The 21,345-nt window shown below is 59.1% G+C and carries 28 protein-coding genes; 4 read left to right on the plus strand and 24 right to left on the minus strand.

The features are described from left to right. The 9 genes from IV89_RS17475 to IV89_RS17515 all read right to left on the minus strand — a co-directional run bounded on the left by IV89_RS17475 (nt 1) and on the right by IV89_RS17515 (nt 7,100). Nucleotides 1-459: a cytochrome c gene (locus IV89_RS17475; RefSeq protein ID WP_235183686.1), complete on the minus strand. Its 459-nt coding sequence runs from the start codon at nt 457-459 to the stop codon at nt 1-3. Continuing rightward, nucleotides 446-1,759, minus strand: a complete 1,314-nt coding sequence (locus tag IV89_RS17480) for an ABC transporter transmembrane domain-containing protein (protein WP_037941722.1) — start codon at nt 1,757-1,759, stop codon at nt 446-448. The genes IV89_RS17475 and IV89_RS17480 overlap by 14 nt, the downstream gene beginning before the upstream one ends. A gap of 8 nt (nt 1,760-1,767) precedes the next feature. Further along, nucleotides 1,768-2,298 (minus strand): plastocyanin/azurin family copper-binding protein, encoded by a 531-nt coding sequence (locus IV89_RS17485; protein WP_235183687.1) that lies wholly within the window; start codon nt 2,296-2,298, stop codon nt 1,768-1,770. Nucleotides 2,299-2,384: 86 nt separating this feature from the next. Next, nucleotides 2,385-3,101: a copper-binding protein gene (locus IV89_RS17490; RefSeq protein ID WP_037941725.1), complete on the minus strand. Its 717-nt coding sequence runs from the start codon at nt 3,099-3,101 to the stop codon at nt 2,385-2,387. A gap of 46 nt (nt 3,102-3,147) precedes the next feature. Continuing rightward, complete coding sequence (locus IV89_RS17495; protein ID WP_132998290.1) at nt 3,148-4,506, minus strand: copper oxidase; 1,359 nt, start codon at nt 4,504-4,506, stop codon at nt 3,148-3,150. An 11-nt stretch (nt 4,507-4,517) separates the two neighbouring features. Further along, nucleotides 4,518-5,984, minus strand: a complete 1,467-nt coding sequence (locus IV89_RS17500) for a TolC family protein (RefSeq protein ID WP_037941726.1) — start codon at nt 5,982-5,984, stop codon at nt 4,518-4,520. Continuing rightward, nucleotides 5,984-6,205, minus strand: coding sequence for a hypothetical protein (locus tag IV89_RS17505; RefSeq protein WP_221227929.1), 222 nt, complete (start codon nt 6,203-6,205; stop codon nt 5,984-5,986). Before IV89_RS17505 ends, IV89_RS17500 begins: the two co-directional genes overlap by 1 nt. Before the next feature lie 73 nt (nt 6,206-6,278). Further along, nucleotides 6,279-6,701: a hypothetical protein gene (locus IV89_RS17510; protein ID WP_081858737.1), complete on the minus strand. Its 423-nt coding sequence runs from the start codon at nt 6,699-6,701 to the stop codon at nt 6,279-6,281. 198 nt (nt 6,702-6,899) lie between these two features. Next, on the minus strand, nt 6,900-7,100 hold the full coding sequence (locus IV89_RS17515; RefSeq protein WP_037941729.1) for a heavy-metal-associated domain-containing protein: 201 nt from the start codon (nt 7,098-7,100) through the stop codon (nt 6,900-6,902). A gap of 140 nt (nt 7,101-7,240) precedes the next feature. On the opposite strand from IV89_RS17515, the gene IV89_RS17520 reads away from it, so the two are divergent. From IV89_RS17520 to IV89_RS17535, 4 genes are all read left to right on the plus strand, one after another. Continuing rightward, entirely contained in the window at nt 7,241-9,748 is a 2,508-nt protein-coding gene (locus IV89_RS17520; RefSeq protein ID WP_037941730.1) for a heavy metal translocating P-type ATPase, read from the plus strand. A gap of 18 nt (nt 9,749-9,766) precedes the next feature. Further along, entirely contained in the window at nt 9,767-10,186 is a 420-nt protein-coding gene (gene cueR / locus IV89_RS17525) for a Cu(I)-responsive transcriptional regulator (RefSeq protein ID WP_037941731.1), read from the plus strand. Nucleotides 10,187-10,318: 132 nt separating this feature from the next. Then, nucleotides 10,319-11,191 carry a DUF305 domain-containing protein gene (locus IV89_RS17530; RefSeq protein WP_037941732.1) on the plus strand — a complete coding sequence of 291 codons (873 nt, stop codon included), beginning with the start codon at nt 10,319-10,321 and terminating at the stop codon, nt 11,189-11,191. A gap of 22 nt (nt 11,192-11,213) precedes the next feature. Continuing rightward, nucleotides 11,214-11,978, plus strand: coding sequence for a glutaredoxin (locus IV89_RS17535; RefSeq protein WP_184583059.1), 765 nt, complete (start codon nt 11,214-11,216; stop codon nt 11,976-11,978). 103 nt (nt 11,979-12,081) lie between these two features. Here the strand turns inward: IV89_RS17535 and IV89_RS17540 are convergent, their stop codons facing one another. The 15 genes from IV89_RS17540 to IV89_RS17605 form a co-directional block, all read right to left on the minus strand. Then, nucleotides 12,082-12,822: a cytochrome c biogenesis protein CcdA gene (locus tag IV89_RS17540; protein ID WP_037941734.1), complete on the minus strand. Its 741-nt coding sequence runs from the start codon at nt 12,820-12,822 to the stop codon at nt 12,082-12,084. Continuing rightward, nucleotides 12,819-13,310, minus strand: coding sequence for a hypothetical protein (locus IV89_RS17545; protein WP_051843822.1), 492 nt, complete (start codon nt 13,308-13,310; stop codon nt 12,819-12,821). Before IV89_RS17545 ends, IV89_RS17540 begins: the two co-directional genes overlap by 4 nt. Continuing rightward, nucleotides 13,307-14,002: an SCO family protein gene (locus IV89_RS17550; RefSeq protein ID WP_235183688.1), complete on the minus strand. Its 696-nt coding sequence runs from the start codon at nt 14,000-14,002 to the stop codon at nt 13,307-13,309. The genes IV89_RS17545 and IV89_RS17550 overlap by 4 nt, the downstream gene beginning before the upstream one ends. An 87-nt stretch (nt 14,003-14,089) precedes the next feature. After that, a complete protein-coding gene (locus IV89_RS17555; protein WP_235183689.1) occupies nt 14,090-14,335 on the minus strand; it encodes a hypothetical protein in 246 nt (81 codons plus the stop codon). 44 nt (nt 14,336-14,379) lie between these two features. Then, nucleotides 14,380-14,661 carry a hypothetical protein gene (locus IV89_RS17560; RefSeq protein WP_037941737.1) on the minus strand — a complete coding sequence of 94 codons (282 nt, stop codon included), beginning with the start codon at nt 14,659-14,661 and terminating at the stop codon, nt 14,380-14,382. An 82-nt stretch (nt 14,662-14,743) separates the two neighbouring features. Continuing rightward, nucleotides 14,744-15,256 (minus strand): TlpA disulfide reductase family protein, encoded by a 513-nt coding sequence (locus IV89_RS17565; protein ID WP_037941738.1) that lies wholly within the window; start codon nt 15,254-15,256, stop codon nt 14,744-14,746. Next, on the minus strand, nt 15,253-15,849 hold the full coding sequence (locus IV89_RS17570) for a DsbE family thiol:disulfide interchange protein (RefSeq protein ID WP_037941739.1): 597 nt from the start codon (nt 15,847-15,849) through the stop codon (nt 15,253-15,255). Before IV89_RS17570 ends, IV89_RS17565 begins: the two co-directional genes overlap by 4 nt. Further along, complete coding sequence (locus IV89_RS17575; protein ID WP_240558221.1) at nt 15,846-16,223, minus strand: cytochrome c; 378 nt, start codon at nt 16,221-16,223, stop codon at nt 15,846-15,848. The genes IV89_RS17570 and IV89_RS17575 overlap by 4 nt, the downstream gene beginning before the upstream one ends. Before the next feature lie 202 nt (nt 16,224-16,425). Next, nucleotides 16,426-16,560 carry a hypothetical protein gene (locus tag IV89_RS18655; RefSeq protein WP_268874242.1) on the minus strand — a complete coding sequence of 45 codons (135 nt, stop codon included), beginning with the start codon at nt 16,558-16,560 and terminating at the stop codon, nt 16,426-16,428. A 66-nt stretch (nt 16,561-16,626) separates the two neighbouring features. After that, entirely contained in the window at nt 16,627-17,082 is a 456-nt protein-coding gene (locus IV89_RS17580) for a DUF411 domain-containing protein (protein ID WP_037941855.1), read from the minus strand. Nucleotides 17,083-17,119: 37 nt separating this feature from the next. Beyond that, on the minus strand, nt 17,120-18,466 hold the full coding sequence (locus IV89_RS17585) for a multicopper oxidase family protein (protein WP_235183690.1): 1,347 nt from the start codon (nt 18,464-18,466) through the stop codon (nt 17,120-17,122). Nucleotides 18,467-18,649: 183 nt separating this feature from the next. After that, on the minus strand, nt 18,650-19,003 hold the full coding sequence (locus tag IV89_RS17590; RefSeq protein ID WP_037941746.1) for a hypothetical protein: 354 nt from the start codon (nt 19,001-19,003) through the stop codon (nt 18,650-18,652). A 221-nt stretch (nt 19,004-19,224) separates the two neighbouring features. Further along, complete coding sequence (locus IV89_RS17595; protein ID WP_037941747.1) at nt 19,225-19,587, minus strand: STAS/SEC14 domain-containing protein; 363 nt, start codon at nt 19,585-19,587, stop codon at nt 19,225-19,227. Continuing rightward, a complete protein-coding gene (locus IV89_RS17600) occupies nt 19,559-20,524 on the minus strand; it encodes a cation diffusion facilitator family transporter (RefSeq protein WP_037941750.1) in 966 nt (321 codons plus the stop codon). The genes IV89_RS17595 and IV89_RS17600 overlap by 29 nt, the downstream gene beginning before the upstream one ends. After that, on the minus strand, nt 20,514-21,269 hold the full coding sequence (locus IV89_RS17605) for a transglutaminase family protein (protein ID WP_037941861.1): 756 nt from the start codon (nt 21,267-21,269) through the stop codon (nt 20,514-20,516). Before IV89_RS17605 ends, IV89_RS17600 begins: the two co-directional genes overlap by 11 nt. Nucleotides 21,270-21,345 lie beyond the last annotated feature (76 nt).

Below are 21,345 nucleotides of genomic sequence, written 5' to 3' on the forward strand. Positions count from 1 at the left end.
CTAGTCAATTCCGTTGGCCCGCTGCAAAGCTCGAATGTACGCCACGATAGCAAGGATGTCTGAGCGCGTCACGCCTTCAACCGCTGGCATGTTGCCAAATTCCCAGTGGTGCGCCCGAACTCCATTCTGCGCTGCAAGGACAAACGCCATGTCGCCGTGGTGGCTGGGTTCATAAATCTTGTGAACAAGCGGAGGAGCGACGCCATCTTGGCCCTGCGCGTTTCGACCGTGGCAAGCGGAACAGACCGCATCATAAGCGCTTGCGCCGATTTGCTCCTGCTCTGTGAAACTGTTTGGTAGCTTGACAGTAGCGAGAGCACCCGCGGAAAGCGCGATGCCCTCCTCCCTCTGGACGCCCGTCCGAGAGTGGCTCGGTTGCACAATGAACCATACTGCTGCAACGACGGCGACCAGAGCGAAAAATATCGCTGCCCATTTCATACTATCAAACTCTTTCATGATGTTGCGATGGCCCCTGCCTTTTTAGAGACGAAGCCGGGTATCTCAGTTGGGCTTGCTCGAATTGACTGACGTCCTGCGGCATGGTGTTGTCTGCTTGAACAATTGCGGATTGCTGGATCGATTTGTTGAAAAAGGTCGTGATTTCGTGGTACCGGATCCGCGTGTCTTCCAGCGTCTGATAGTAATTGAAGAGTTCTTTCAGCGGTGCCGAGAAGTCTTTGTGTGCGGCTAGGACGGCCACCAGGGCACCGAATGTGATACGCCCTTCGATGACGAAATATCCTCCCAATGAGTAGAACAGGAATGGGGTCAGCGCGGTTAGAAAATTGTTGAGGGCCTTGATGAAGAACTTCAGGCGGAAAATCTTCCTGCGGACGTGCTCAAGCTCTCTAAAACTCGCTCCGGCCGGTAGCAGTCCGGTCGGATTGACCTGCCGTTCATGCAACTGTTCGCTAAGCTGTCTGCCGAGCTGTCGGACTTCCTTGATTCTTGTACGTGAAAGGGCGTTGACACGCCGCTGTAGCTTGGGTAGCAGCACGAGCTGGATTGGCAGCACCGTCAGTGCGGCGGCACCCAACACAGGGTCCTGAACGAACATGAAAAACAGGATCGTCAACAGTGTACCACCTTGTAGGATTGGCAGCGTGAGGACATCTGCCGCGAAGCCACCTATGGGCTCAACTTCCTGTGCGAGAATAGGGACGATTTCGCTCTGGTTTCGGGAGTCGGGATCGCTGCGCCATTGCCGATAGACCAGCAGCCGGAAGCGCCGCAGAAAACGCTCAGCTACATATCCCTTGAACACGTTAAGGCCATATTTGTTTAGCCCATTCAGGATGATCGCCAAAAGGTAGAGACCACAGAGAAGCATTAGGAAAACGACCTGATCGACGTCTCGCCCCAAAACGGCAACGGGGAAACGATCAGAATCCAAAGCGTTGTTGACGATCTGCTTTGGCAGTTCGAGGGTCAAATATAGAATAGGCATCGCGATGAGGCTGACGACAATCATCAATGCCTGCTGCCTTCTGGAGTAGCGCAGGACCGTGCTGAAAAGACTGCCTTCAAGCCCCCGTATGGGTTCGGGGTGGAACGTAGGGGTGTGACGGCGCTTCCAAAGCTTGAGAATGCCGCGAATAGCAAGATGTGAGCCGACAGTGATCAGCAGCGCGGGCGCCAAGACCAGTATCAGATGAATGAACGGGTGAACCCAGTCTGGCGTCGCATCGCTGTAGTCGTACCCAAACGCGGCAGATACGTTGTGTACAAGCACGTGATACCTGTCCAGGAGTGACATCAAAAATTCTAACCCTTTGATTTCGGCGCAAGGTGATCGTGCACCATGATGACGCCCCACATGCCCGCTTCCCGGTGGCCGGGTATCAAGCACACGAACTCCAGGTTTGTCATATCGGAGAACTCCCAGATCAGGTCGGCATTTTGTCCACTTGGGATCAAAACCGAGTTGGCGCGATCATGTTGCATATCGGGGTGTTCGCGCATCCATTGCTGATGTTTCGCAATTTCGTCACAGGAGCCGAGAAAGAACTCGTGATCCAGAGCGCCCGTATTGCCGATCAAAAACCGAACGACCGATCCCTTTTCAATCTGGATCGCGTCCGGCTCGAAAAGCATGTATCCGCTTTCTGTCTCCCTGATGGATATTTCGATCGTCCGGTCGAATGAGGAACCGACACCGGGCTTCCCGATCGCATCATGGCCAGGCAATTCAAAGGCCCGCGCATGAGGTTGCTGGCCTTTGCCACTAGAAGCGTTCACTGAGAAAGCCGGAAAGACGAGCACAAGGGCGGTGGTGCAGATTATCAGGAAATTCATAATGCTCGGCTATTTCCGTAGCGCTTGATTTTATTGCCTCAAAACGTTGGGGCCGGGCGTGTTCGCCTCGGCCCCATTGTCTATCTTCACTTCATCTGCGTGACAGTAAGCTTGCCCTTGACCCGGTCGGCAACGAACTCGATGTCCTGACCTTCCGCCATCTTGGCCATCATCGCTTCGTCCGCGCGGAACACCATCGTCATCGCGGGCATATCGAGGTTGACCAGAGGGCCGTGGATGATTGTGACCTTGCCGGCCTTGGCGTCGATCTTCTTGATGGTCCCGCTCGTATATTCCACGTCAGCCTGAGCCATCTGGTCCCCCACTGAGACCGCACGGTGCATTCCGGATTCGTAGTGACCCGGAATCAGGCACGCCGCTTCGAACGTACCAGCATTCGCGAACGTCCAGACGACCTCACCCGAAGCGCCTGCATCGAGACGGATTCGGTTCGGGTCGTCGTGTTCCATATCCATCTTGGCCATTTCGATCTTGTGCTCGGCGTTACGCTCGACTGTATCAAGGACGAATTCATGCTCCAGCTCACCCTTGTTCGTGATGTTGAAGCGGATGGTTTCACCCTCCTTGATGGTCATCTCTTCGCTCTCGATCAGCATTTCGCCTTCGTCGTTTTCGAGCAGAGTGACATCAATTGTGCGGTCCACATTGGCGGCTTCACCCGGCATACCGATCATCATTGCGGCCGGCTTGGTCTCACCGTGCCCGCCATCATGTGTGCCTGCGGCAAATGCTGGTGCCGAAAGCACCAACGCGAAGCTTGTCGTCAAAAGAAGATTTCTCATTTCATTGTCCTGTAGGTTGGTTTGGTTGGAGTTGACGAAGGGCCGTTCAGCCCTTCGAGTTTGGTTTTGGTGTGAGAATGGTCTTGGGACTGTTGTTCGAGGCGAACTCGGGCAATTCGCCGGTCCATTCGTAGGCCATCTCGCCCGGAGGATTTTCGTACCAGCCGGGATCGGAGTAATCGTCCGCGTCGATGCCGTCCCGCACCTTTACGACCGAAAACATGCCGCCCATCTCGATGGGGCCGTAGGGCCCCCAACCCGTCATCATCGGGATCGTGTTGTCAGGCAGCGGCATTTCCATTTTCGCCATGTCCCCCATGCCGGACATCCCCATGGGCATGTATTCCGGCTGGAACTGACGGATCTTCTGGGTCAGCGGCTTCTTGTTGACCCCGATGAACGTCGGCACATCGTGACCCATGGCATTCATCGTGTGGTGCGACTTGTGGCAGTGAATCGCCCAGTCACCCAGATGCTCTGCGACGAACTCATAGGCGCGCATCGCGCCCACGGGGATGTCGATGCTGACCTCCGGCCATTGCGCTTCTGGCGGTACCCAGCCACCATCCGTGCAGGTGACCTTGAAATCATAGCCGTGCATGTGGATCGGGTGGTTTGTCATCGTGAGGTTGCCGACGCGTACTCGCACCTTGTCGCCCTTGTTCACGACCAGCGGATCGATGTCGGGGAAGATCCGACTGTTCCATGTCCACAGGTTGAAGTCCGTCATCGTCATGATGCGGGGCACGTATGTGCCGGGATCGATGTCAAAGGCATTCAGCATGATCAGAAAATCGCGATCCACCGGCATGAAGGTGGGATCCTTGGGATGGACCACGAACATGCCCATCATCCCCATCGCCATCTGGGTCATTTCGTCGCCATGGGGGTGGTACATGAACGTGCCGGACTTCACCAAGTCGAATTCGTAGACAAACGTTTTTCCTGGCGGGATGCTGGGATGACTCAACCCGGAGACCCCATCCATGCCCGAGGGCAGGATGAGCCCGTGCCAATGCACCGTGGTGCCTTCCGGCAGCTTGTTGGTGACGTAGATGCGGACCCGGTCGCCTTCGACTGCTTCGATCGTTGGACCGGTGGACTGGCCGTTGTAACCCCACAAATGCGCAATCATGCCGTCTGCAAGTTCGCGCTCTACCGGTTCGGCGACGAGGTGAAATTCCTTGACCCCGTTGTTCATCCGGTGCGGCAGGGTCCACCCGTTCAGCGTGACCACTGGTGTGTAGTCCGGCCCTGACGACGGACGCGCCGTAATCGCCGTTGCCGCACTGTCCATCTGCGCGGCTTCGGGGAGGCCCATGTTCAGGGTTTGACCCCAGGCTTTTGAAGAGACCAGCGTTGCACCTGCGGCGCCGGCTCCGAGTAATTGACGTCTGTTCAACATGTCAGTTCCTTTCAGTGTCCTGCGCCGCCACCGGCGGCAAGTGATGCGCCTTCTCCACCAGCACCAGCACCGCCTTCGCCGCCGCCATAGATCGCGGCGGTCAGATCGGCCTGTGCCATATAGAATTCGCGTTTTGCATTTGCCGCTTCCAGGGATGCGGCAAGTTTCTCGCGCACATCAGTCAGCAGCTCGAAAGTGTTGGTGATCATGCCGTTGTAGGACAGCAAACCCTCTTCTTCGACGGTCGTGCGTAGCGGCACCAGAACGTCGCGGTAGTGGCGAGCGATTTTGTATGCGGCATGATAAGAGGCTTCAGCACCGCGCGCTTCAGACCGGACGTTCACGGCCTTCTCTGCGAGCACGTTGGCCGCTTGAAGATAAGACAATTCCGCCTTGCGCATCCGGGCCTTGCCGGTGTCGTAGATCGGGATCGCGAACTCCACTTCCACCTGAGGCAAAGTCTTGGTTTCAATGTCGCCACTGCCTTCAACTTCACGCTCAAATTCGGCTCCCGCAACGATCTCCAGATCGCTGACAATGCGGGTCTGGTCGGTCAGACCAAACGCCTTGGCCTGCGCTTCCAGGCCAACTTTGGCAACACGCAGATCCACCCGATTTCTTAGCGCCTTGGCCTCGATGTCGGTCACACGGCCGACAGAACGCGGCAGTGAAGGAAGGGCATCTGGCACATAGTAATCGACTCCGGTGCCCCAGAGGCCCATCAACCTGGTCAAAGCCTCCTTGGACCGAGTGGCGTTCAATCGTGCCTGTGCAAGTTGCCCCGCCAGTTCGGCATTGAATGCCTGTTCGCGGGCCTGCCCAGCTTTGTTAAGTGCGCCGGTCTCGCCCAACCTCATCGCCAGTTCAGAGCCGGCGTCAGAGGTCGCTTTCGCGCGCCGCAGATAGCTCACTGCCTCGAAGGCGGCGACTGCATCGACCCATGCCTTTCGCGTCTGATTGGCCAGTGCAAGTGTGTCGTTCACGGCATTGAGCTGAGCCTGCCGGAAGCTTGCATCAGCAATGGCCATGCGCTGTTTGCGCGTGGTGGCATCGAGGACGTTCGACCGGATCAGCCCTTCGATCGCCCTGTAGGCACCGAGCTCAGGCGCACCGATTCCCAGGACGCCAATTGAGACGATCGGGTTTTCCGGCGTCGATTGCTGCCAAGCCTCAGCGGCCGAGAGGCCAACATTGACGTAAGACGCTTGCAGACCCTTATTGTTCAGCAACGCAACCTGAACCGCCGTATCGGCCGAGATCGTCTTCTGATGCACCATGCTGTGCACCTGTTTCTTGAGAGCTTCGTTTTCGGCCTGCGTTTCCGCAAACACGGTCCGTTTGCCGATCGCTGGCGTGATCTGGCTGGCCACATTGGCAAAACCGGCCTTCGGTTCGGTGTAGCTTCCCGGTACTGCGGTTGCGCAGGCACCCAAGAAAAGTGGCAAGCCAAGAACCAGCGGAATCTTAGATACCCGCATCAGTTGCCCTCCGTCTGCTCTTGATTGACAGACCGCCAATCACGGGGGCCGGTCGGACCACGATAGGTGTAGCCAGCCAATGGATCTTGATAGCTGATCGGAGACGAAACGGTCGCGTTGACGACAGCCTGTTGTGTCGCAACGGAGGGCAAAGGGGTAGGCTCATAGGCGCATGCGCCAAGCCCGAGGGCCGAAGCCCCCATAAGTAGATGAATTTTCATGAAGGTATCCTGATTGATGAACGATGTCTCACGCAGAGTCTGCGCAAGGCTCACACCCGGATTGGGCGCCGTTTCAGATCAGGAATCGAGGGGGCCGCAGAAACCCTGATGTTTCGACGGAATGCGTCTGACCGCTCAGGATCATATATTCTTTCGCAGCAATAGGATCCGGGAATACCAAGTCTGCGTCTGGAATGACGACAGAAATGCATATTCCGTTACAACACTGAGTTGATTGATGCTCTGTTTCACCAATGTCGGAGGATATGTCATCCACGTCAACTGTCGCCGGGTGTTTCATGTGGTCGGCGTGGATATCAGTTCCCTGACCAACAGTCGGTTCGCTGAGAAGGGCGCTGATCGATCCAGAATGCTGACCATCATGCATTCCCGAGGCCGCGTGTGCCGCAGAAGGTGGAGAAAGAACCAGAGCCAACGCAAAAGCGAAGCAAGTGAGGAATTTCACCCATACCGAAGTGGCGACACGCATTCTCATGAACGGAAACTTGGACGTTTTGACAAATTAGTCAACGCTTACAGCGCGGGAAGGTTTGGCACATTCTAGCGAGGCAGGCGAATTCTCGCTGCAAGCGCTCAAAACTGTTGCGCAATAGGTACATAGCAACGTTCACCATTCAGACAGAAGAAGCGAAAATGGCAGGGAGTATGTCTTTAATGACTGGAATTGACGGGACTAAGTCAGTCTTTCCGATCCGTAGCCCGCATCGTGAATCGCTGCCTTCAGAGCGCTTTCATCCAATGCGCTATCTACCTCGACGGAACGCGCAGTCAGGTCACAGGTGACAGTCGCGTGTGGGTCTATCGTCACAATGGCCTTCTTTATCGACGCGGTGCAATGTCCGCAGTTCATGTCCGGCACGCTGAACCTGATCATCACGATCTCCTTCTTGCTGCTGCTACCTAGGGCGTTCCCCTATGGGAAGGTCAATGCCCGAAAAAATTTCTCGATGCACCTGTTGACCTTCCAGCGAATGGAACCCTTATCTCTCGGAGGATCAGAATCAGGAGATTTCCATGTCCGGTCCACACAACGTCCGAATTTCCCTTCAAAACATGTCCTGCGCCTCTTGCGTTGGGCGGGTGGAGCGTGGGCTTTCCGGCCTGCCGGGTGTCAGCGACGTTCGCGTCAACCTCGCCAGCGAGACGGCCCAGGCGCAGATCGACGGGCCGGAGCGCATCTCGGACATCGTCGAGAAGTTGGAAGAGATCGGCTATCCCGTCCGGACTCAGAGCGTTCGTCTGAACGTGGCCTCCATGTCCTGCGCGTCCTGCGTCGGGCGGGTGGACAAGGCGCTGGCGGCGATGCCGGGCGTGCTGGACGTGAACGTCAATCTGGCCTCGGAAACCGCCACGGTGACTTATCTCGAAGGCGCGGTCGTGGTCGCCGACCTGCTCAAGGCGGCGGTTGACGCAGGCTATCCCGCGACCCTGCCGCAGGACAGCGCGCGGGAAGACACGAGTGCCCGCAAGGATGAAGAGGCGCGCAGGCTGGCCCGCAGGACCGCTATGGCGGCGGCCCTCGCCCTGCCGGTGTTCCTGCTGGAAATGGGCGCGCACCTGATCCCCGGGATGCATGGCCTGATCGGCGAAACCATTGGCCACCGGGCCAGCTGGCTGATCCAGTTCGGTCTGACCACCGTGGTCCTGTTCTGGCCGGGGCGCAGCTTCTACACGCTCGGGTTTCCCGCGCTGCTCAAGGGCGCACCGGACATGAACAGCCTTGTCGCTGTCGGCACCTCGGCGGCCTATCTCTATTCCCTCGTGGCGCTCTTCGCGCCCGCGCTGCTGCCCGAAGGGTCGCGCGCGGTCTATTTCGAGGCGGCGGCGGTCATTGTCGTGCTGATCCTGCTGGGCCGCTGGCTGGAAGCCCGCGCAAAGGGCCGGGCCGGGGCCGCGATCCATAAGCTGCTAGGCCTTCAGGCCAAGACCGCACGAGTGGTGGTGGGCGGAGAGCCGCAGGACGTGGCTATCGAACGTATCACTGCGGGCGACATCCTGTTGGTGCGTCCCGGAGAGCGGATCGCGGTGGACGGCGAGGTGACCGAAGGCAGCGCGCGTGTCGATGAGAGCATGATCACCGGCGAACCGGTGCCGGTTGCCAAGTCGGTGGGCGACCCCGTCACAGGCGGGACGGTCAACGGCTCCGGTGCCTTTCGGTTCCGCGCGACGCGCGTGGGGGCGGATACGACGCTGGCCCGGATCATCCGCATGGTCGAAGAGGCGCAGGGGGCGAAGTTGCCGATCCAGGGGCTGGTCGACCGGATCACTCTGTGGTTTGTGCCCGCGGTCATGGCTTTTGCCGCCCTGACCGTCTTGGTCTGGCTGCTGGCCGGGCCGTCACCCGCCCTGTCCTTTGCGATGGTCGCCGGTGTTTCGGTCCTGATCATCGCCTGCCCCTGCGCGATGGGGCTCGCTACACCGACCTCGATCATGGTGGGCACAGGGCGTGCCGCCGAAATGGGCGTGCTGTTCCGCAAGGGCGATGCGCTGCAACAGCTTTCGACAGTGGATGTGGTGGCGCTGGACAAGACCGGCACGGTGACCGAAGGCCGCCCCGAGCTGACCGATCTGGTGCTGGCCGACGGCTTTGACCGCGCCGAGGTGCTGGCGCTGATCGCGGCGGTCGAGGCGCAGTCGGAACATCCCATCGCCGAGGCCATCCTGCGGGCGGCGGAGGCCGAGGGCGTTGCCCGTCACGACGCGCAGAAATTCACCTCCATCACCGGCTACGGTGTCCGGGCAGAGGTTTCGGGCCATGACGTGCTGGTGGGGGCCGACCGTTTGATGACGCACGAAGGGCTGGACATCGGTGCGTTGGCCGACGAAGAGCGCCGCCTGGCCGAACGGGGCCGCACCGCGCTTTACGCCGCCATCGACGGACGCGTTGCCGCCGTCATCGCCGTGGCCGATCCGGTGAAGCGGTCCAGCGCGGCAGCCATCCGGGCGCTGCACGATCTGGGCCTGAAGGTTGCCATGATCACCGGCGACAAGCGCGAGACGGCAGAAGCCATCGCGCGCGAGACCGGCATCGACCATGTGATCGCGGGTGTGCTGCCGGATGGCAAGGTCGCGGCATTGGACGATCTGCGCGGCACGGGCCAGCACATCGCCTTTGTCGGCGACGGCATCAACGATGCGCCCGCGCTTGCCCATGCGGACGTGGGCATCGCCATCGGCACCGGCACCGACGTCGCCATCGAATCCGCCGATGTGGTGCTGATGTCGGGCGATTTGCGCGGCGTGGTCAACGCGCTGGAAGTGTCGCGGCGTACGATGCGCAACATCCGCCAGAACCTGTTCTGGGCCTTCGGCTATAACGTGGCCCTCATTCCGGTGGCGGCGGGGCTGCTCTACCCGGTGTCGGGCCTGCTGCTGTCGCCGGTGCTGGCGGCTGGGGCAATGGCGCTCAGCTCGGTCTTCGTACTGACGAACGCGCTGCGCCTGCGCCGTGTCCGCCCGGCGATGGACGACGCGGCGAAGGCCGCGACTGCCCCCCGCATGTCCCCCCTCCCGGCAGAATGAAACAAGGAGAAAACGATCATGAATATCGGAGACGTGGCCGACCTGTCCGGCCTTCCTGCGAAGACCATCCGCTACTACGAGGACATCGGGCTGGTCGAGCCGCTGCGCAGCGCGAACGGTTATCGCAGCTTTCGGCAGAGCGACGTCCACAAGCTGGCGTTTCTCGGGCGAGCGCGTGCGCTTGGCTTCACAATCGAGGACTGCCGGAGCCTGCTGAAACTCTATGCCGATACCGACCGCGCCAGCGCGGAGGTCAAGCAGATCGCCGAGGAACACCTCGACCGGATCGACCGGAAAATCGCAGAACTGACCGAGATGCGCGCGACGTTGTCGCACCTTGTCGATGCCTGCGCTGGCGATCACAGGCCTAATTGTCCGATTCTCGCAGATCTGGCTATGGAAGAGGATAAGACCCGGACCGCCAGGGCAGCGGATTAAGCGGGCTTAGATACGTCCCGCAGCGGGCAGCGCCACCCACAAGGTGCGACTGGCTGCAGCTATTTCGGAACATTCCAGCGCGGGAAAGTTGTTCCACCTCTAGACTTCACGATTTCGAGAGAGGACAACTTCATGTCATATGGCCGCTTTTTCGCGATGATCGCCACATCTACCGTCGTCATGTTCGGTCTGATGTATCTCAATACCTACCTCTGGACGCATGTGTTCTGGTCGGAAACGCGGGCCTACATGGCTCTCCTGATGGGTGCCACCATGGCGATCATCATGCTGGGCTTCATGCTGTCGATGTATTCCAGCAAGATGGCTAACGCCGCCTTCTTCATCGGTGCCGCCGTGGTCTTTGCCGCCTCGCTTTGGCTGGTCCGCAGCCAGGTGACGGTGGGCGACACCAGCTACATGCGGGCAATGATTCCGCACCACTCGATCGCGATCATGACCTCCAGCCGCGCCGATATCTCGGACCCGCGCGTGCGCAAGCTGGCGGATGAGATCATCTATGCGCAGGACAAGGAAATCGCCGAGATGCGTTATCTGGTGAACGATATCGACGCCAACGGTGACAGTCTGGCACAGTCAGAAAGCGGACCGACGCAGATCATGAGCCTTGACGAGGCGCTATCAACCCCGGAAATCGCCATTCTCGACCTCGAATTTCTTACTACGGAGGACATTGCGCAGATGTTTCCCGGCGGCGCGGCGTGCACGTTCACCTACACCACCACAAGCAGGCCTGCGCTGGCGGTGGGCCGCATCGACGGTGGGAGTGTAGCTCTCGCCAAGATCAGCGGCGATCTGGTGCGGCTGGAGGCTGGCGACGCCGGAAGCACTTGGGGCACGGAAGGCATGACAGTGGCGTTGAGCGCGCCGAGCGGAACCGGCACATTGGACGCAAATAGTGGCGAAATGCAGGACGCCGATCTCGTTCTCGAACTTGGGTCCGGTCTGCGTGCAGGGTATCGCGGATATTACGGTTGCGGTGCCTGAACCAGAAACTGGAGGAAACACTATGCCGAATGACGCATCGAAATCAGCCCAACTCTACCGGATGGTCATGCCGGATCATCTTTGCCCCTATGGCCTGAAGTCCAAGGACCTGCTCGAACGCGAAGGGTACGAGGTTGAGGATCATCACCTGACGACACGCGAGGAAACCGATGCCTTCATGGAAAAGCACGGGGTCGAGACCACGCCGCAGACCTGGATCGGCGACAAGCGGATTGGCGGCTACGACGATCTGCGGGTCCATTTCGGCCTCGACGCGCCGGAAAGCGAGCGCTCGGACACCTCCTATCGGCCGGTGATCGCGATCTTTGCCGTCGCGTTTCTGATGGCGCTCGGCCTGTCATGGTACAGCTTTGGAACCATCCTCAGCCTGCGCGCGCTGGAATGGTTCGTCTCGATCTCGATGTGCTTGCTTGCAGTGCAGAAGCTTCAGGATGTCGAGAGCTTTTCGACCATGTTCCTGAATTACGACCTGCTGGCGCGCCGCTGGGTGCGCTACGGCTATCTCTATCCCTTCGGAGAGGCCTTCGCCGGTATCCTCATGGTCGCCGGGGCGCTCACCTGGCTGTCGGCACCCGTGGCCTTGTTCATCGGCACCGTCGGCGCGGTTTCGGTCTTCAAGGCCGTGTACATCGACAAGCGCGAGTTGAAATGCGCCTGCGTCGGGGGCGACAGCAACGTGCCACTAGGGTTCGTCTCGCTCACCGAGAACCTGATGATGATGGTCATGGGTATCTGGATGCCGATCCGGGTCTACCTGATCGGCTGACGGCCCCGCGACCTCTACAGAGGCGCGGCGTGTACGACCTTGCTGAGTGGTGGAGATGATCCTCACCTACCAGCCATCGCGCCAAGAGCTGGTTCGAGGTTCGTCAGCCGATCGTCGCGAGAAAGGGAAACGTCCCCAGCAACCAATAGGCAAACCGTGACAATTGCCCGGTCATGATGGCAATGCCCATGATGATCATGGCAACACCCGCGCCCTTGTAGAGCCAGCGACCGGCCTTGCCGATCTGCCTGACCCGCGCGGCGATGGCGTCGGTGAACAGCGCCGCCAACAGGAACGGCACCCCCAGCCCCGCGGAATAGATCGACAGCAGCCAGATGCCGTCCGACATGCCGCCGGACGTCGAACTGAGTGTCAGGATCGCGCCGAGGATCGGTCCTATACAGGGTGTCCAGCCAAAGGCGAAGGCCAGTCCCAGCACGTAGGCCCCAAACGGGCGACCGCCGGGAATGTCGAGATTGAAACGGGTATCGCGCGAGAACGTCTCCAGACGAAAGACACCCAGCATGACCAGTCCGAACAGAATGATGATCGCGCCGCCGAGAAAGTTGAGCTCGGAGCGCCATGTCAGCAGCAGGGATCCGAGCGCGCTGGCCCCGGCCCCGAGGGCGACGAAGACCGTCGAAAAGCCCAGGACAAAGCAGGCACTCAACCCGAGCGCCCCGGCGCGCGCCCGCAAGCCGACCGACCGCGTCGTGCGCAAATCCGGCTGACCCGCGATATAGGATACGTAGCCCGGCACCAGCGGCAGGACGCAGGGTGATAGGAAAGAGATGGCTCCCGCCAGGAATGCCGCGAAAATGCCGATGCCGGAAATATCCATCATACATCACGCTCGGTGCTGAAGGGCCACACGGCCCACCAGAACGCGACCAGCGGGACCACCATCCATTGCAAAACAGGTGACAGGCCCGCATCGAGGATCGGAATGATCGGCATCAGGTCCGAATAGGCCCATGCCTCACGGATCACGATGTTGAGCCATTCACTGAACAGCGTGTATCCCAGCCCGAACACCACCGTCAGGACGGTCACAGACCGCCGCGTGGAGGCGACCAGAGGCCAGCCCTGGCCCGTCAGCATAAGGGCAAGCATCAGCGCGCTCATGGCGATCAGGATATCACCACCCGTGCAATGGACGGCTGCGAAAACGATCTCACCCCAAGTGCCCTCGTTCCAGATCGTGTAGAGCGGCATATGCGCGAACTCCCAGAACAAGTTGGCCGGGATGATCACCGCAAAATACCGACGCAGAGCTGTCAGGGAAATTCCGTCTGTTAAGGACAGCCTGACGCCAGTCGCGACGACACTCATTGAAACACACCTGTCAGCCGGTCCCACCAGCTGAGCTCCCGGCGTCGATGCTGGGCATTGTTGATCAACTCGCTGACATAGAGGATCAGGTTCACGTTCTTGAACTCCATGCCATGGAATTTTGCGGCGAACCGCCCACCGATATCCAAGACATGAGTGACTGCCCCGTGCATCATCATGTCGCTGTCGGCGGTCATCGTGAACTCAAGCCCAAAGTCCCGCGCCAGAAGGCGCGTGGTGTCTTCAGCCTGATCGGGCTGCTTGGTCAAAATGACCCAGTTGCTTTGATCGAACCCATGCCGATCCGCGTAATCGCGCAGCACGTCCGGCGTGTCGTTCACCGGATCGGTCGTGATCGAGATGAACTGCACTAAATCCTTCATCGGCCCGTCGTTGATCGAGGCCTGTATGGCCGCGATCTTTTGGGAGTGGAGCGGGCAGACATCCGGGCAGTTGGCGTAGATGAAGTGCAGGATGACCACCTTGTCGCTAAAATCCGACAAGCGCACGGGATTCCCCTCGGAATCCTGCAGCTCGAAACCCGGAGCCTGCGCTGCATCGATGGCTTGGAAGTAGGGCTCCATCTCGAACATGCGCGCATCCAGGTTTTCACCCGGATGATCGGCGAAGGCCGGAGACGAAATCGTGGTCACAAGTATCGCCAAAGCGGCGCGTCGTGTTAGTGCTGTCAATTCTTGAATCCTTCAAAACTTTTGCCTGCCGATCCGTAGACCGACAGGCACTTTCGGCAATTTAGCCGTCAGAATTTGGCGAAGGCATCATGCCGCCTCCATATTCTCGGTCATGGACGCCATCATCTCGGTGCAGGCTTCCATCATGGGTTTCATTTCGGTCATCATCTTCATCATGTCCATCATGTCGCCGTCCATCATGCCGCCTTGCATGGCCCCCTCATTCTGCATCATTTCGCCCGTTTCCGACGTGGTCTGTTCTTGGGCGCTGACGGCAAATGCACTTGCGGTAAGGGCTGTTGCGACGACGAAGGTTTTAAATGCTTTTCTCATGGTTTTCTCCTTGGGTTGGTTGGTCGTGTGGTTATTGAAAGAGCTCAGTCGGGAGACGCCCCCTCCGGCGATTTGGAGCAGCCCTTTCCAGACCCGCCCTTCATGCACAGACCCAAGCCGCACATCGCGGCACAGGGGGCCAGCGAGACCAGAACAGGCGCGAGCCCGATCGCGGTGAGCCATCCCCAGTTCAAGGCCATGCCGCCCCCCATCACAGTTGCCGCACCGACGAACAGCAATCGTCTGCGCGTCAACCACCGGGGCCAATTTCCTGCGCTTTCGATGTTGGCGGCACCCGCAATGTTGGAAGGTGATATTTCGGTCATCCGGAAAGTCCTTTCGATGATTAAAAGCTAGTCATTCCAGTAACTGGAAGGTCAAGGGTGAGCAGTGGACTTTTGCTGGAATTCATTCAATAAAGCTTCGCAAAAAGGACACCATCTCGGGATCATCCCATTCGGCCGGGCCGACCAGTCGCCCGAGCTCCCGCCCCTGCGCGTCGATCAGGATCGTCGTCGGCAGGCCAACGGTGCGCAGCGCGGTCATCGAAAGCATGGTCTGGTCGACATACATATTGAGATTGGTGACACCGATCTCGTCGTAGAAACGCCGAACGATTTGTGATCCGGCCCGGTCGATGGAAAGGGCAACCACTTCGAAGTCGTCGCCGCCAAGTTCCGCCTGAAGCGCATCGAGCGTCGGCATCTCTTCGCGGCAGGGGACGCACCAGGTTGCCCAGACATTCACGAGGATCACCTTGCCGCGAAAATCTTCCATGTCTCCGCGGCTGCCGTCATCTTTATCGTAGCGCACATTGGCGACAGGCTGCGGGGTGTCGTGAAGTGCAAACCCTTGCGGTGTCGCGAAAGCCGCGCCGACGGACAGTGCCCAGGCGATCAGCGCCGGTTTCAGATTTTTCATGGCGTTTTCTCCTTGGCGGATTGGGTTTTGTGGTCACGGACGATCGGCAGCAGCGTTTCCTGCAGGATTGCTCGTGTGATCGGACCAACATGGCGGTAGGCTATGGTGCCGTCAGGCGCGATGACGTAGGTTTCGGGCACGCCATAGACGCCCCATTCGATACCGGCGCGTCCGTTGATGTCGGCCCCGATGCGCGCGTAGGGATCACCCAACTCGTCGAGCCAGGCGCGCGCCTGATCGGGCGGGTCCTTGTAGTTGATTCCGTAGAGCGGCACCTCACCGGTTGCGCTCAACTCCATGAACAGCGGATGTTCGGCACGGCAGGGCACACACCACGAGGCAAAGACGTTCACCAGCGAGACATGGCCGATCAGGTCCTGCGTCGAAAGACCTTCTTCGCGGCCGAGCACCGGGGGCAGCGCGAAGTCGGGCACGGGTTTACCGAGAAGTGCCGACGGCAAGTCGTCGCCACCCCAAAAAAGCCCCCAACTGAACAGGACCATGAGGGCAAAAGCTATCAGCGGCACCAGCACGAACCCGGAGATTCTGCGTCGCGACACAGGGTCGGCATTTCTCTCGACCTCTTCCGTCATGGCTGCGCCTGCTCATCGGCAAGGGATCGGCTTTCCTGCGACGCGCGGATCCGGTTGGGCCATGTGCTCTTGATGTAGTCGATGATCGCCGTGATCTCATCGTCTGTCAGCACATCCTCATATCCGGGCATGTCGCTTTCGTACCCGTTCCCGACAATCGCCGCCGGTCCGCGTTTCACGATGTCGAACAATACGCGGTCGGGGTGATGCCAGGTATGGCCGGAGGCGTCGTGCGGTGGGGCAGGCAACCTTCCGTTCGGCAATCTGGAGCGCCAATCTAGCTGCCCCTCTAGGTTCGCCCCATGGCAACTGGCGCAATTCTCTTGATAGAGGCGCTCACCCATGCGCACGTCGCTCTGCGCCGCAACCGGCAAAACCGTTGTGGCGAGCAGGACAGCCGAGAGCCTAATCGTGTTTTTCACTAAGTTTCCGCCTTCTTGTTACGAGCCACCTACAGAGGACGATGAGTGCCGCGAGCGACGACAGGACAAGCAGGACGCAAAGCGCCCAGACCAACCCCATCGACAACAGGCTGTCGCCGCTGCTGGCACCCTCAATCCGCATTCTGGCACATTTCTATTTTCCGCTGTCCGAACGGATGTATTTGACCAAGGCGATCGCCGCGAGCACCAGCACACCCACGATCAGCAACCAGACGACGCCCATCGCAATCATCATGCCGCCGCCCATCATTCCACCGTCCATCATCATGCATTCCATCCTTTGTTTTCCCTTGAAACCGGTCTGGCACGGATTCGCACCAGACCGCGCGATTGATCATTCGACCGAATATACGGTCGGGCTCAGACCTTCCTCGACGGTGTAAATCTTGAAGGGCTCCTGTTTCGCGCCGCCCATACCCGGCGACCCCAATGGCATGCCGGGAAGAGTCACACCGGCAATTTCCGGGCGCTCTTCCAGCAGCCTGTTGACGACATCAATCGGCACGTGGCCGCTGATGACGTAATCGTCCAAAAAGCCTGTATGGCAGCCTTGGAAGTCATCCGGGATGCCCGCATCGCGGCTGATCTGCGCCAGATCGTGGGTCGGCTTCACCTCCACCGTGAAACCGTTCTCGCGCAGATAGTCCGCGTAACTCTCGCAACATCCGCATTGTGGGTTCTTGTAGAGCGTGACCTCCTGCGCCGCGGCAGGCGCGGCATTCAGGCTCATCGCAAGGACGGCGACGGCACCTGCCGTGCCGAGGCTGGCAAATCCAAGTATCTTCTTTATCGGTTCATTCATTTTCATGGTCCTAAGTGTGTGAGTTTCAGGTTTTGGTCGTGCCAGGTTCGACACGGATGACGCCCATCATGCCCGCCGCCTGGTGTTCCAGAATGTGGCAATGGAACATCCAGTCACCGGGATTGTCCGCGGCGAACGCGATCTCGACCCGTTCTTCGGGTGCCATCAGGACGGTGTCCTGCCATTCGCGATACCGAGTCGGTTGTCCGTTGCGGGCGATCACACGGAACGAATGCCCGTGAAAATGGATCGGATGGTGCCAGGCGGTGCGATTATCCATCTCGAACACGTGCGACGTGCCCTGCGGCAGGACCAGCAAGGGGTCCATCATATGACCCGTCGCGGCTTCTCCGTTGATGAACCACATGTTGCCCTCGCGCATCTGGTCCATCATCGACCCCATACCGCTGCCCATCATCATCTGCCCCATCATTCCGCCGTTGAAGACGATCTGGTGCCGCGCGGCCGACGCCATGTCCGGTTCGACCAGCGGGTTGGGCGGCAGGTCCATCGACCAGTCCGGTACCGCGTCCCGCAACCTGTCCGGTCCGTAGGCAAGATCGACCAGCCGGTATTCGAGCCCCTCGTAGAAGGTATCGATGACGGTCACGGCGTCTCCAGGCTTGCCGGTCATGTCGATCACCAGATCGACACGCATGGCCGGGCCGATCACAACGATGTTGCTATCAGGGACATGAGGCGTCACGGGCTGACCGTCCAAAGCGACTACGACAGGCTCAAGAGCCCCGAAATCCAGCCCAAAAATCCGCGCGTTCGCTGTGTTGATCAATCGCAGCCGGATACGTTCGCCGGACCGCACCGCAATGCGCTCCGGCATCTGACCGTTGATCGTCACGGAATTCCCGATACGACCGCCATGCATGGCGTCGTGGCGGCTGCCGAAGTCACCCGCAATCTGTCCGTCGCGGGTCATGCGCCAGTCGTCCAGCATCCAGGTCAGGTCCCGATCCACGCGGATCGGGTCCGCTTCCTCGACAATCAGCGGCCCGTAAAGGCCGCGTCCGACCTGTTCGGAACTGCGCTGGTGCGGATGGTACCAGAACGTGCCCGCATCCAGCGCATCGAATTCGTAAAGGAATTCGCCCGCGACGGGGATCGGGTCCTGCGTGAGGAACGGCACCCCGTCCATCGCATTGGGCGTGCGGATGCCATGCCAGTGGATTGTGGTCCCTTCATCCAACCCATTCTGAGCCAGAACCCGGATACGGTCGCCTTGCCGGACCCTGATTTCAGGACCGGGGACGGATCCGCTATAGCTCCAGACATTAGTCGGGCCGTATGGCAACGGTCGCAGGGCGGCCTGTCCGGATGCCGCGCGTAGGACGAATGGGTCCCCAGTTGGATCGGCCATCGCCATTCGTGCAGGTGACAGAGCGGATAGGGCTGTTAATGCGGCACCTGTGCGAAGCACGTGCCTTCGTGAAATCGGTCTGTGGAGGATCATCGCATTTGCCTTGATCTGAAAGGGCCGCACTCAGCCAGCTTCGGCCAAGGCAACAATCAGGCCTCGCAGCAGGCGAGGCCGGTATCAGGTTCAAACAGGCAGTTTGGGAGGGAACGGATCAAGCGACGGATTTGCGCCGACTGGGATCAAAGGTTCGGCACCCCGGATGGCAGTACCAAAGGGCATCGCGAGCCGCTCTGACGGCATCTTGGCAAGGAGGTCAGAAGTACCGCTGGAGCCGCAAGGAACAGGACACCCACCTTCACAGGCAGTACCGTCAGCAAATCCAGCGGGATCGCAACCATTGCAGAGGCCATCGGCGCTTTCGGCAGTTTCCATCTGCGCCATCGCCGTGTCCGACATACTTGCCGACGACGCATCCGGCGCAGTCACGGCGCCGAAAGTCAGCATGAGAATCAAAACAAGGCGAAAAACGCGGATCATGTGGCGCTTATGCCACCTTCCAGTAAGGGGAGGTCAAGCGATATTCTGTAACTTAGACGTGATGCCCCTGTAGCCTCACGATCTTGAGGCGGATCTCATTTCACTCGAATCGCACATTGGCACACAGTACCCGGTTAAAGTCGCTACGTAGTAGGTCCGGATCCGCCAGAAGCATTATTCCATATCCAATTCAGTTAGTCCTTTTCTTGCAGAATCGTTGGCTACCCGTCACGCGCCCACGCAAGTGCGGACTCGGTATCGCTGGATTCGAACCACTGCATCTCGGAGCCCGTCAGTAGGTTGACCACCCGTGCGCCCCATTCCATCCATCTACGTTCTCCGAAAACCGCTATGCGACGGAAATCGTTCACGTGGGCGGTGTCGATCTTCAGATCTTCCAAGATCGCCGAAGGCTCTTCGTAGCCCTCGAAACTTGTAAGGTCGAGAACCAGACCCGGATTATCGGTTGTTCCAAGACGTTCATGAAGCAGCGCGTGCATTTTCTTGAAGTCTGCCTCTGTCAACTTGCCTTCGCAGACGAGCCCGATGACATCATCATGCTCGGTCAGCGTTTCCTTGAACATTGGTCTTCTCCTTTTCACTTGCGTTGCCGTGACCGTAGAGATCGGCGTTCTGATGAGCGCGATCCTCGTGCTCAAATTCGAGACTGGAATGGCTGATGCCGAACTCTTCCTTCAGCCGCTTCTTGATCGCGCTCTTGATCTCTTCGATCTTCGACCACCCCTCGGCTGCCACGACGACATGACAATCGAGCGCAGCCTCGTGCTCTTGCATTTGCCAGAGATGGACGTGGTGGACGTCGGCGACGCCTTCGACTTTTCGCACCGCTTCGACGACGGCCTCGTTGTCGATGTCCGGCGGGCTCCCGAGCATCAGGGTTCGGATTGGGCCGCCTATTTCAGTGAAAGACAGATACAGGATGTAGAGCGCGATGCCGATGGTGATGGCAGGATCAACCCAACGCATGTCGTAAAGGATGATCAGTGATCCACCGACGATAACCGCGACCGAAGCAAGCGCGTCCGACAGGTTATGCAGAAAAAGCGCGCGGATGTTCACGCTGCCCTTCTGCATCGAATAGGTCAGCATTGCGGTCAGCGTGTCGACCACAAGCGCAATTCCACCGAGAATGACGACGGTCCAACCCATGACTTCGGGTGGATCAATCATGCGCATGCCGCCTTCGTAGATCAGATAGAAGCCGATCACGATGAGGGTGGTGTAGTTGATTAGGGCCGCGACGATTTCGACCCGGCCATAGCCGAAGGTCATGCGCTCATCGGCTGGGCGGCGCGCGATCTTGCGTGCGGCGAAGGCAATAACAAGCGAGGCCATATCGGAAAAGTTGTGCAGCGCATCGGCGATCAGTGCCAGACTGCCCGAGAATATGCCCCCAACGACTTGCGCAATGGTAAGTAGCCCGTTTGCCCAGATGGCGATGGCAACCCGCCGATCGCCAGAATCCGGATCGATATGCGCGTGCCCATGGTCATGCGGCATTGGCAGGCTCCTCATGCGCGTGTGTCGCGCGTCGGTCAGTCTTGAGGCGGCCGCTGCGGAAACCACGTACGCGCGCATTCATCCAGTGGCGTATGATATGACGGTAAAGGGCACCACGCAGCCATCCAAAGGATTGCTCATGGGACAAATAGAAGGCGTCCGGCGTATCAAACACGCCGAAATCTTGCAGGATGCCGGTTTTCTGAATGTAGGTATCTTCTCCGTTCCAGGCAACGGGAGGCGCGCCAAGGCAATCCGTGCCCGCGCCATAACCGCAGAGACTTTCTGTGTCCGAGAATGACGTTTGCAGGACATTGAGGAAAGCGTCATCCAAGATGAAGCCTTCAAGGTTGATCCAGGCACCTTGATATTCGATCTCTACCCATGAGTGGAGAATTTCCTGCGGAGCAAGCGGATACACCAGCTCAGGGACAACACCGCGCTGCAAGCCTTTGTGGATCTTAAACCCATGCAACCGGCAACGAATGCCGACACCACGCAGCAGCGCCATCAAGAGCGTGCCTTTGGTATTGCACTGCCCGTAGCCGTCGGAAAGCACTTCGGATGCGGGGATGTCGTCAGCTCGATTGTATCCGAACGCGATTTCATTCCGAACGAAATCATAGGCAGCTCCGATCTGATCGTATTCGGATAAGCCGCGCCAGCTGCGGTTCTCAATTAGATGCGCAAGAGGCGCGGCATCAAAATTCAGTAGTTTAGTGGGTACAAGTAGGGGGTCGGTCATCTGCAACGGGTCGCTCCTCGAATCGTCTTGGAATAAGACTAATTGCTATAGTCACTGTAGCTTCAATCCTTTCTTT

This window comes from Sulfitobacter sp. CB2047 (assembly GCF_000735125.2).
GTDB classification, from domain to species: Bacteria; Pseudomonadota; Alphaproteobacteria; order Rhodobacterales; family Rhodobacteraceae; genus Sulfitobacter; species Sulfitobacter pontiacus.

Bases quoted from the DNA above. Each gene is read 5' to 3' on its own strand.
- IV89_RS17475 (WP_235183686.1), bottom strand. From the start codon at position 459: ATGAAAGAGTTTGATAGTATGAAATGGGCAGCGATATTTTTCGCTCTG.
- IV89_RS17480 (WP_037941722.1), bottom strand. From the start codon at position 1,759: ATGTCACTCCTGGACAGGTATCACGTGCTTGTACACAACGTATCTGCC.
- IV89_RS17485 (WP_235183687.1), bottom strand. From the start codon at position 2,298: ATGAATTTCCTGATAATCTGCACCACCGCCCTTGTGCTCGTCTTTCCG.
- IV89_RS17490 (WP_037941725.1), bottom strand. From the start codon at position 3,101: ATGAGAAATCTTCTTTTGACGACAAGCTTCGCGTTGGTGCTTTCGGCA.
- IV89_RS17495 (WP_132998290.1), bottom strand. From the start codon at position 4,506: ATGTTGAACAGACGTCAATTACTCGGAGCCGGCGCCGCAGGTGCAACG.
- IV89_RS17500 (WP_037941726.1), bottom strand. From the start codon at position 5,984: ATGCGGGTATCTAAGATTCCGCTGGTTCTTGGCTTGCCACTTTTCTTG.
- IV89_RS17505 (WP_221227929.1), bottom strand. From the start codon at position 6,205: ATGAAAATTCATCTACTTATGGGGGCTTCGGCCCTCGGGCTTGGCGCA.
- IV89_RS17510 (WP_081858737.1), bottom strand. From the start codon at position 6,701: ATGAGAATGCGTGTCGCCACTTCGGTATGGGTGAAATTCCTCACTTGC.
- IV89_RS17515 (WP_037941729.1), bottom strand. From the start codon at position 7,100: ATGATCAGGTTCAGCGTGCCGGACATGAACTGCGGACATTGCACCGCG.
- IV89_RS17520 (WP_037941730.1), top strand. From the start codon at position 7,241: ATGTCCGGTCCACACAACGTCCGAATTTCCCTTCAAAACATGTCCTGC.
- cueR (WP_037941731.1), top strand. From the start codon at position 9,767: ATGAATATCGGAGACGTGGCCGACCTGTCCGGCCTTCCTGCGAAGACC.
- IV89_RS17530 (WP_037941732.1), top strand. From the start codon at position 10,319: ATGTCATATGGCCGCTTTTTCGCGATGATCGCCACATCTACCGTCGTC.
- IV89_RS17535 (WP_184583059.1), top strand. From the start codon at position 11,214: ATGCCGAATGACGCATCGAAATCAGCCCAACTCTACCGGATGGTCATG.
- IV89_RS17540 (WP_037941734.1), bottom strand. From the start codon at position 12,822: ATGATGGATATTTCCGGCATCGGCATTTTCGCGGCATTCCTGGCGGGA.
- IV89_RS17545 (WP_051843822.1), bottom strand. From the start codon at position 13,310: ATGAGTGTCGTCGCGACTGGCGTCAGGCTGTCCTTAACAGACGGAATT.
- IV89_RS17555 (WP_235183689.1), bottom strand. From the start codon at position 14,335: ATGAGAAAAGCATTTAAAACCTTCGTCGTCGCAACAGCCCTTACCGCA.
- IV89_RS17560 (WP_037941737.1), bottom strand. From the start codon at position 14,661: ATGACCGAAATATCACCTTCCAACATTGCGGGTGCCGCCAACATCGAA.
- IV89_RS17565 (WP_037941738.1), bottom strand. From the start codon at position 15,256: ATGAAAAATCTGAAACCGGCGCTGATCGCCTGGGCACTGTCCGTCGGC.
- IV89_RS17570 (WP_037941739.1), bottom strand. From the start codon at position 15,849: ATGACGGAAGAGGTCGAGAGAAATGCCGACCCTGTGTCGCGACGCAGA.
- IV89_RS18655 (WP_268874242.1), bottom strand. From the start codon at position 16,560: ATGATGATGGACGGTGGAATGATGGGCGGCGGCATGATGATTGCGATG.
- IV89_RS17585 (WP_235183690.1), bottom strand. From the start codon at position 18,466: ATGGCCGATCCAACTGGGGACCCATTCGTCCTACGCGCGGCATCCGGA.
- IV89_RS17590 (WP_037941746.1), bottom strand. From the start codon at position 19,003: ATGATCCGCGTTTTTCGCCTTGTTTTGATTCTCATGCTGACTTTCGGC.
- IV89_RS17595 (WP_037941747.1), bottom strand. From the start codon at position 19,587: ATGTTCAAGGAAACGCTGACCGAGCATGATGATGTCATCGGGCTCGTC.
- IV89_RS17600 (WP_037941750.1), bottom strand. From the start codon at position 20,524: ATGCCGCATGACCATGGGCACGCGCATATCGATCCGGATTCTGGCGAT.
- IV89_RS17605 (WP_037941861.1), bottom strand. From the start codon at position 21,269: ATGACCGACCCCCTACTTGTACCCACTAAACTACTGAATTTTGATGCC.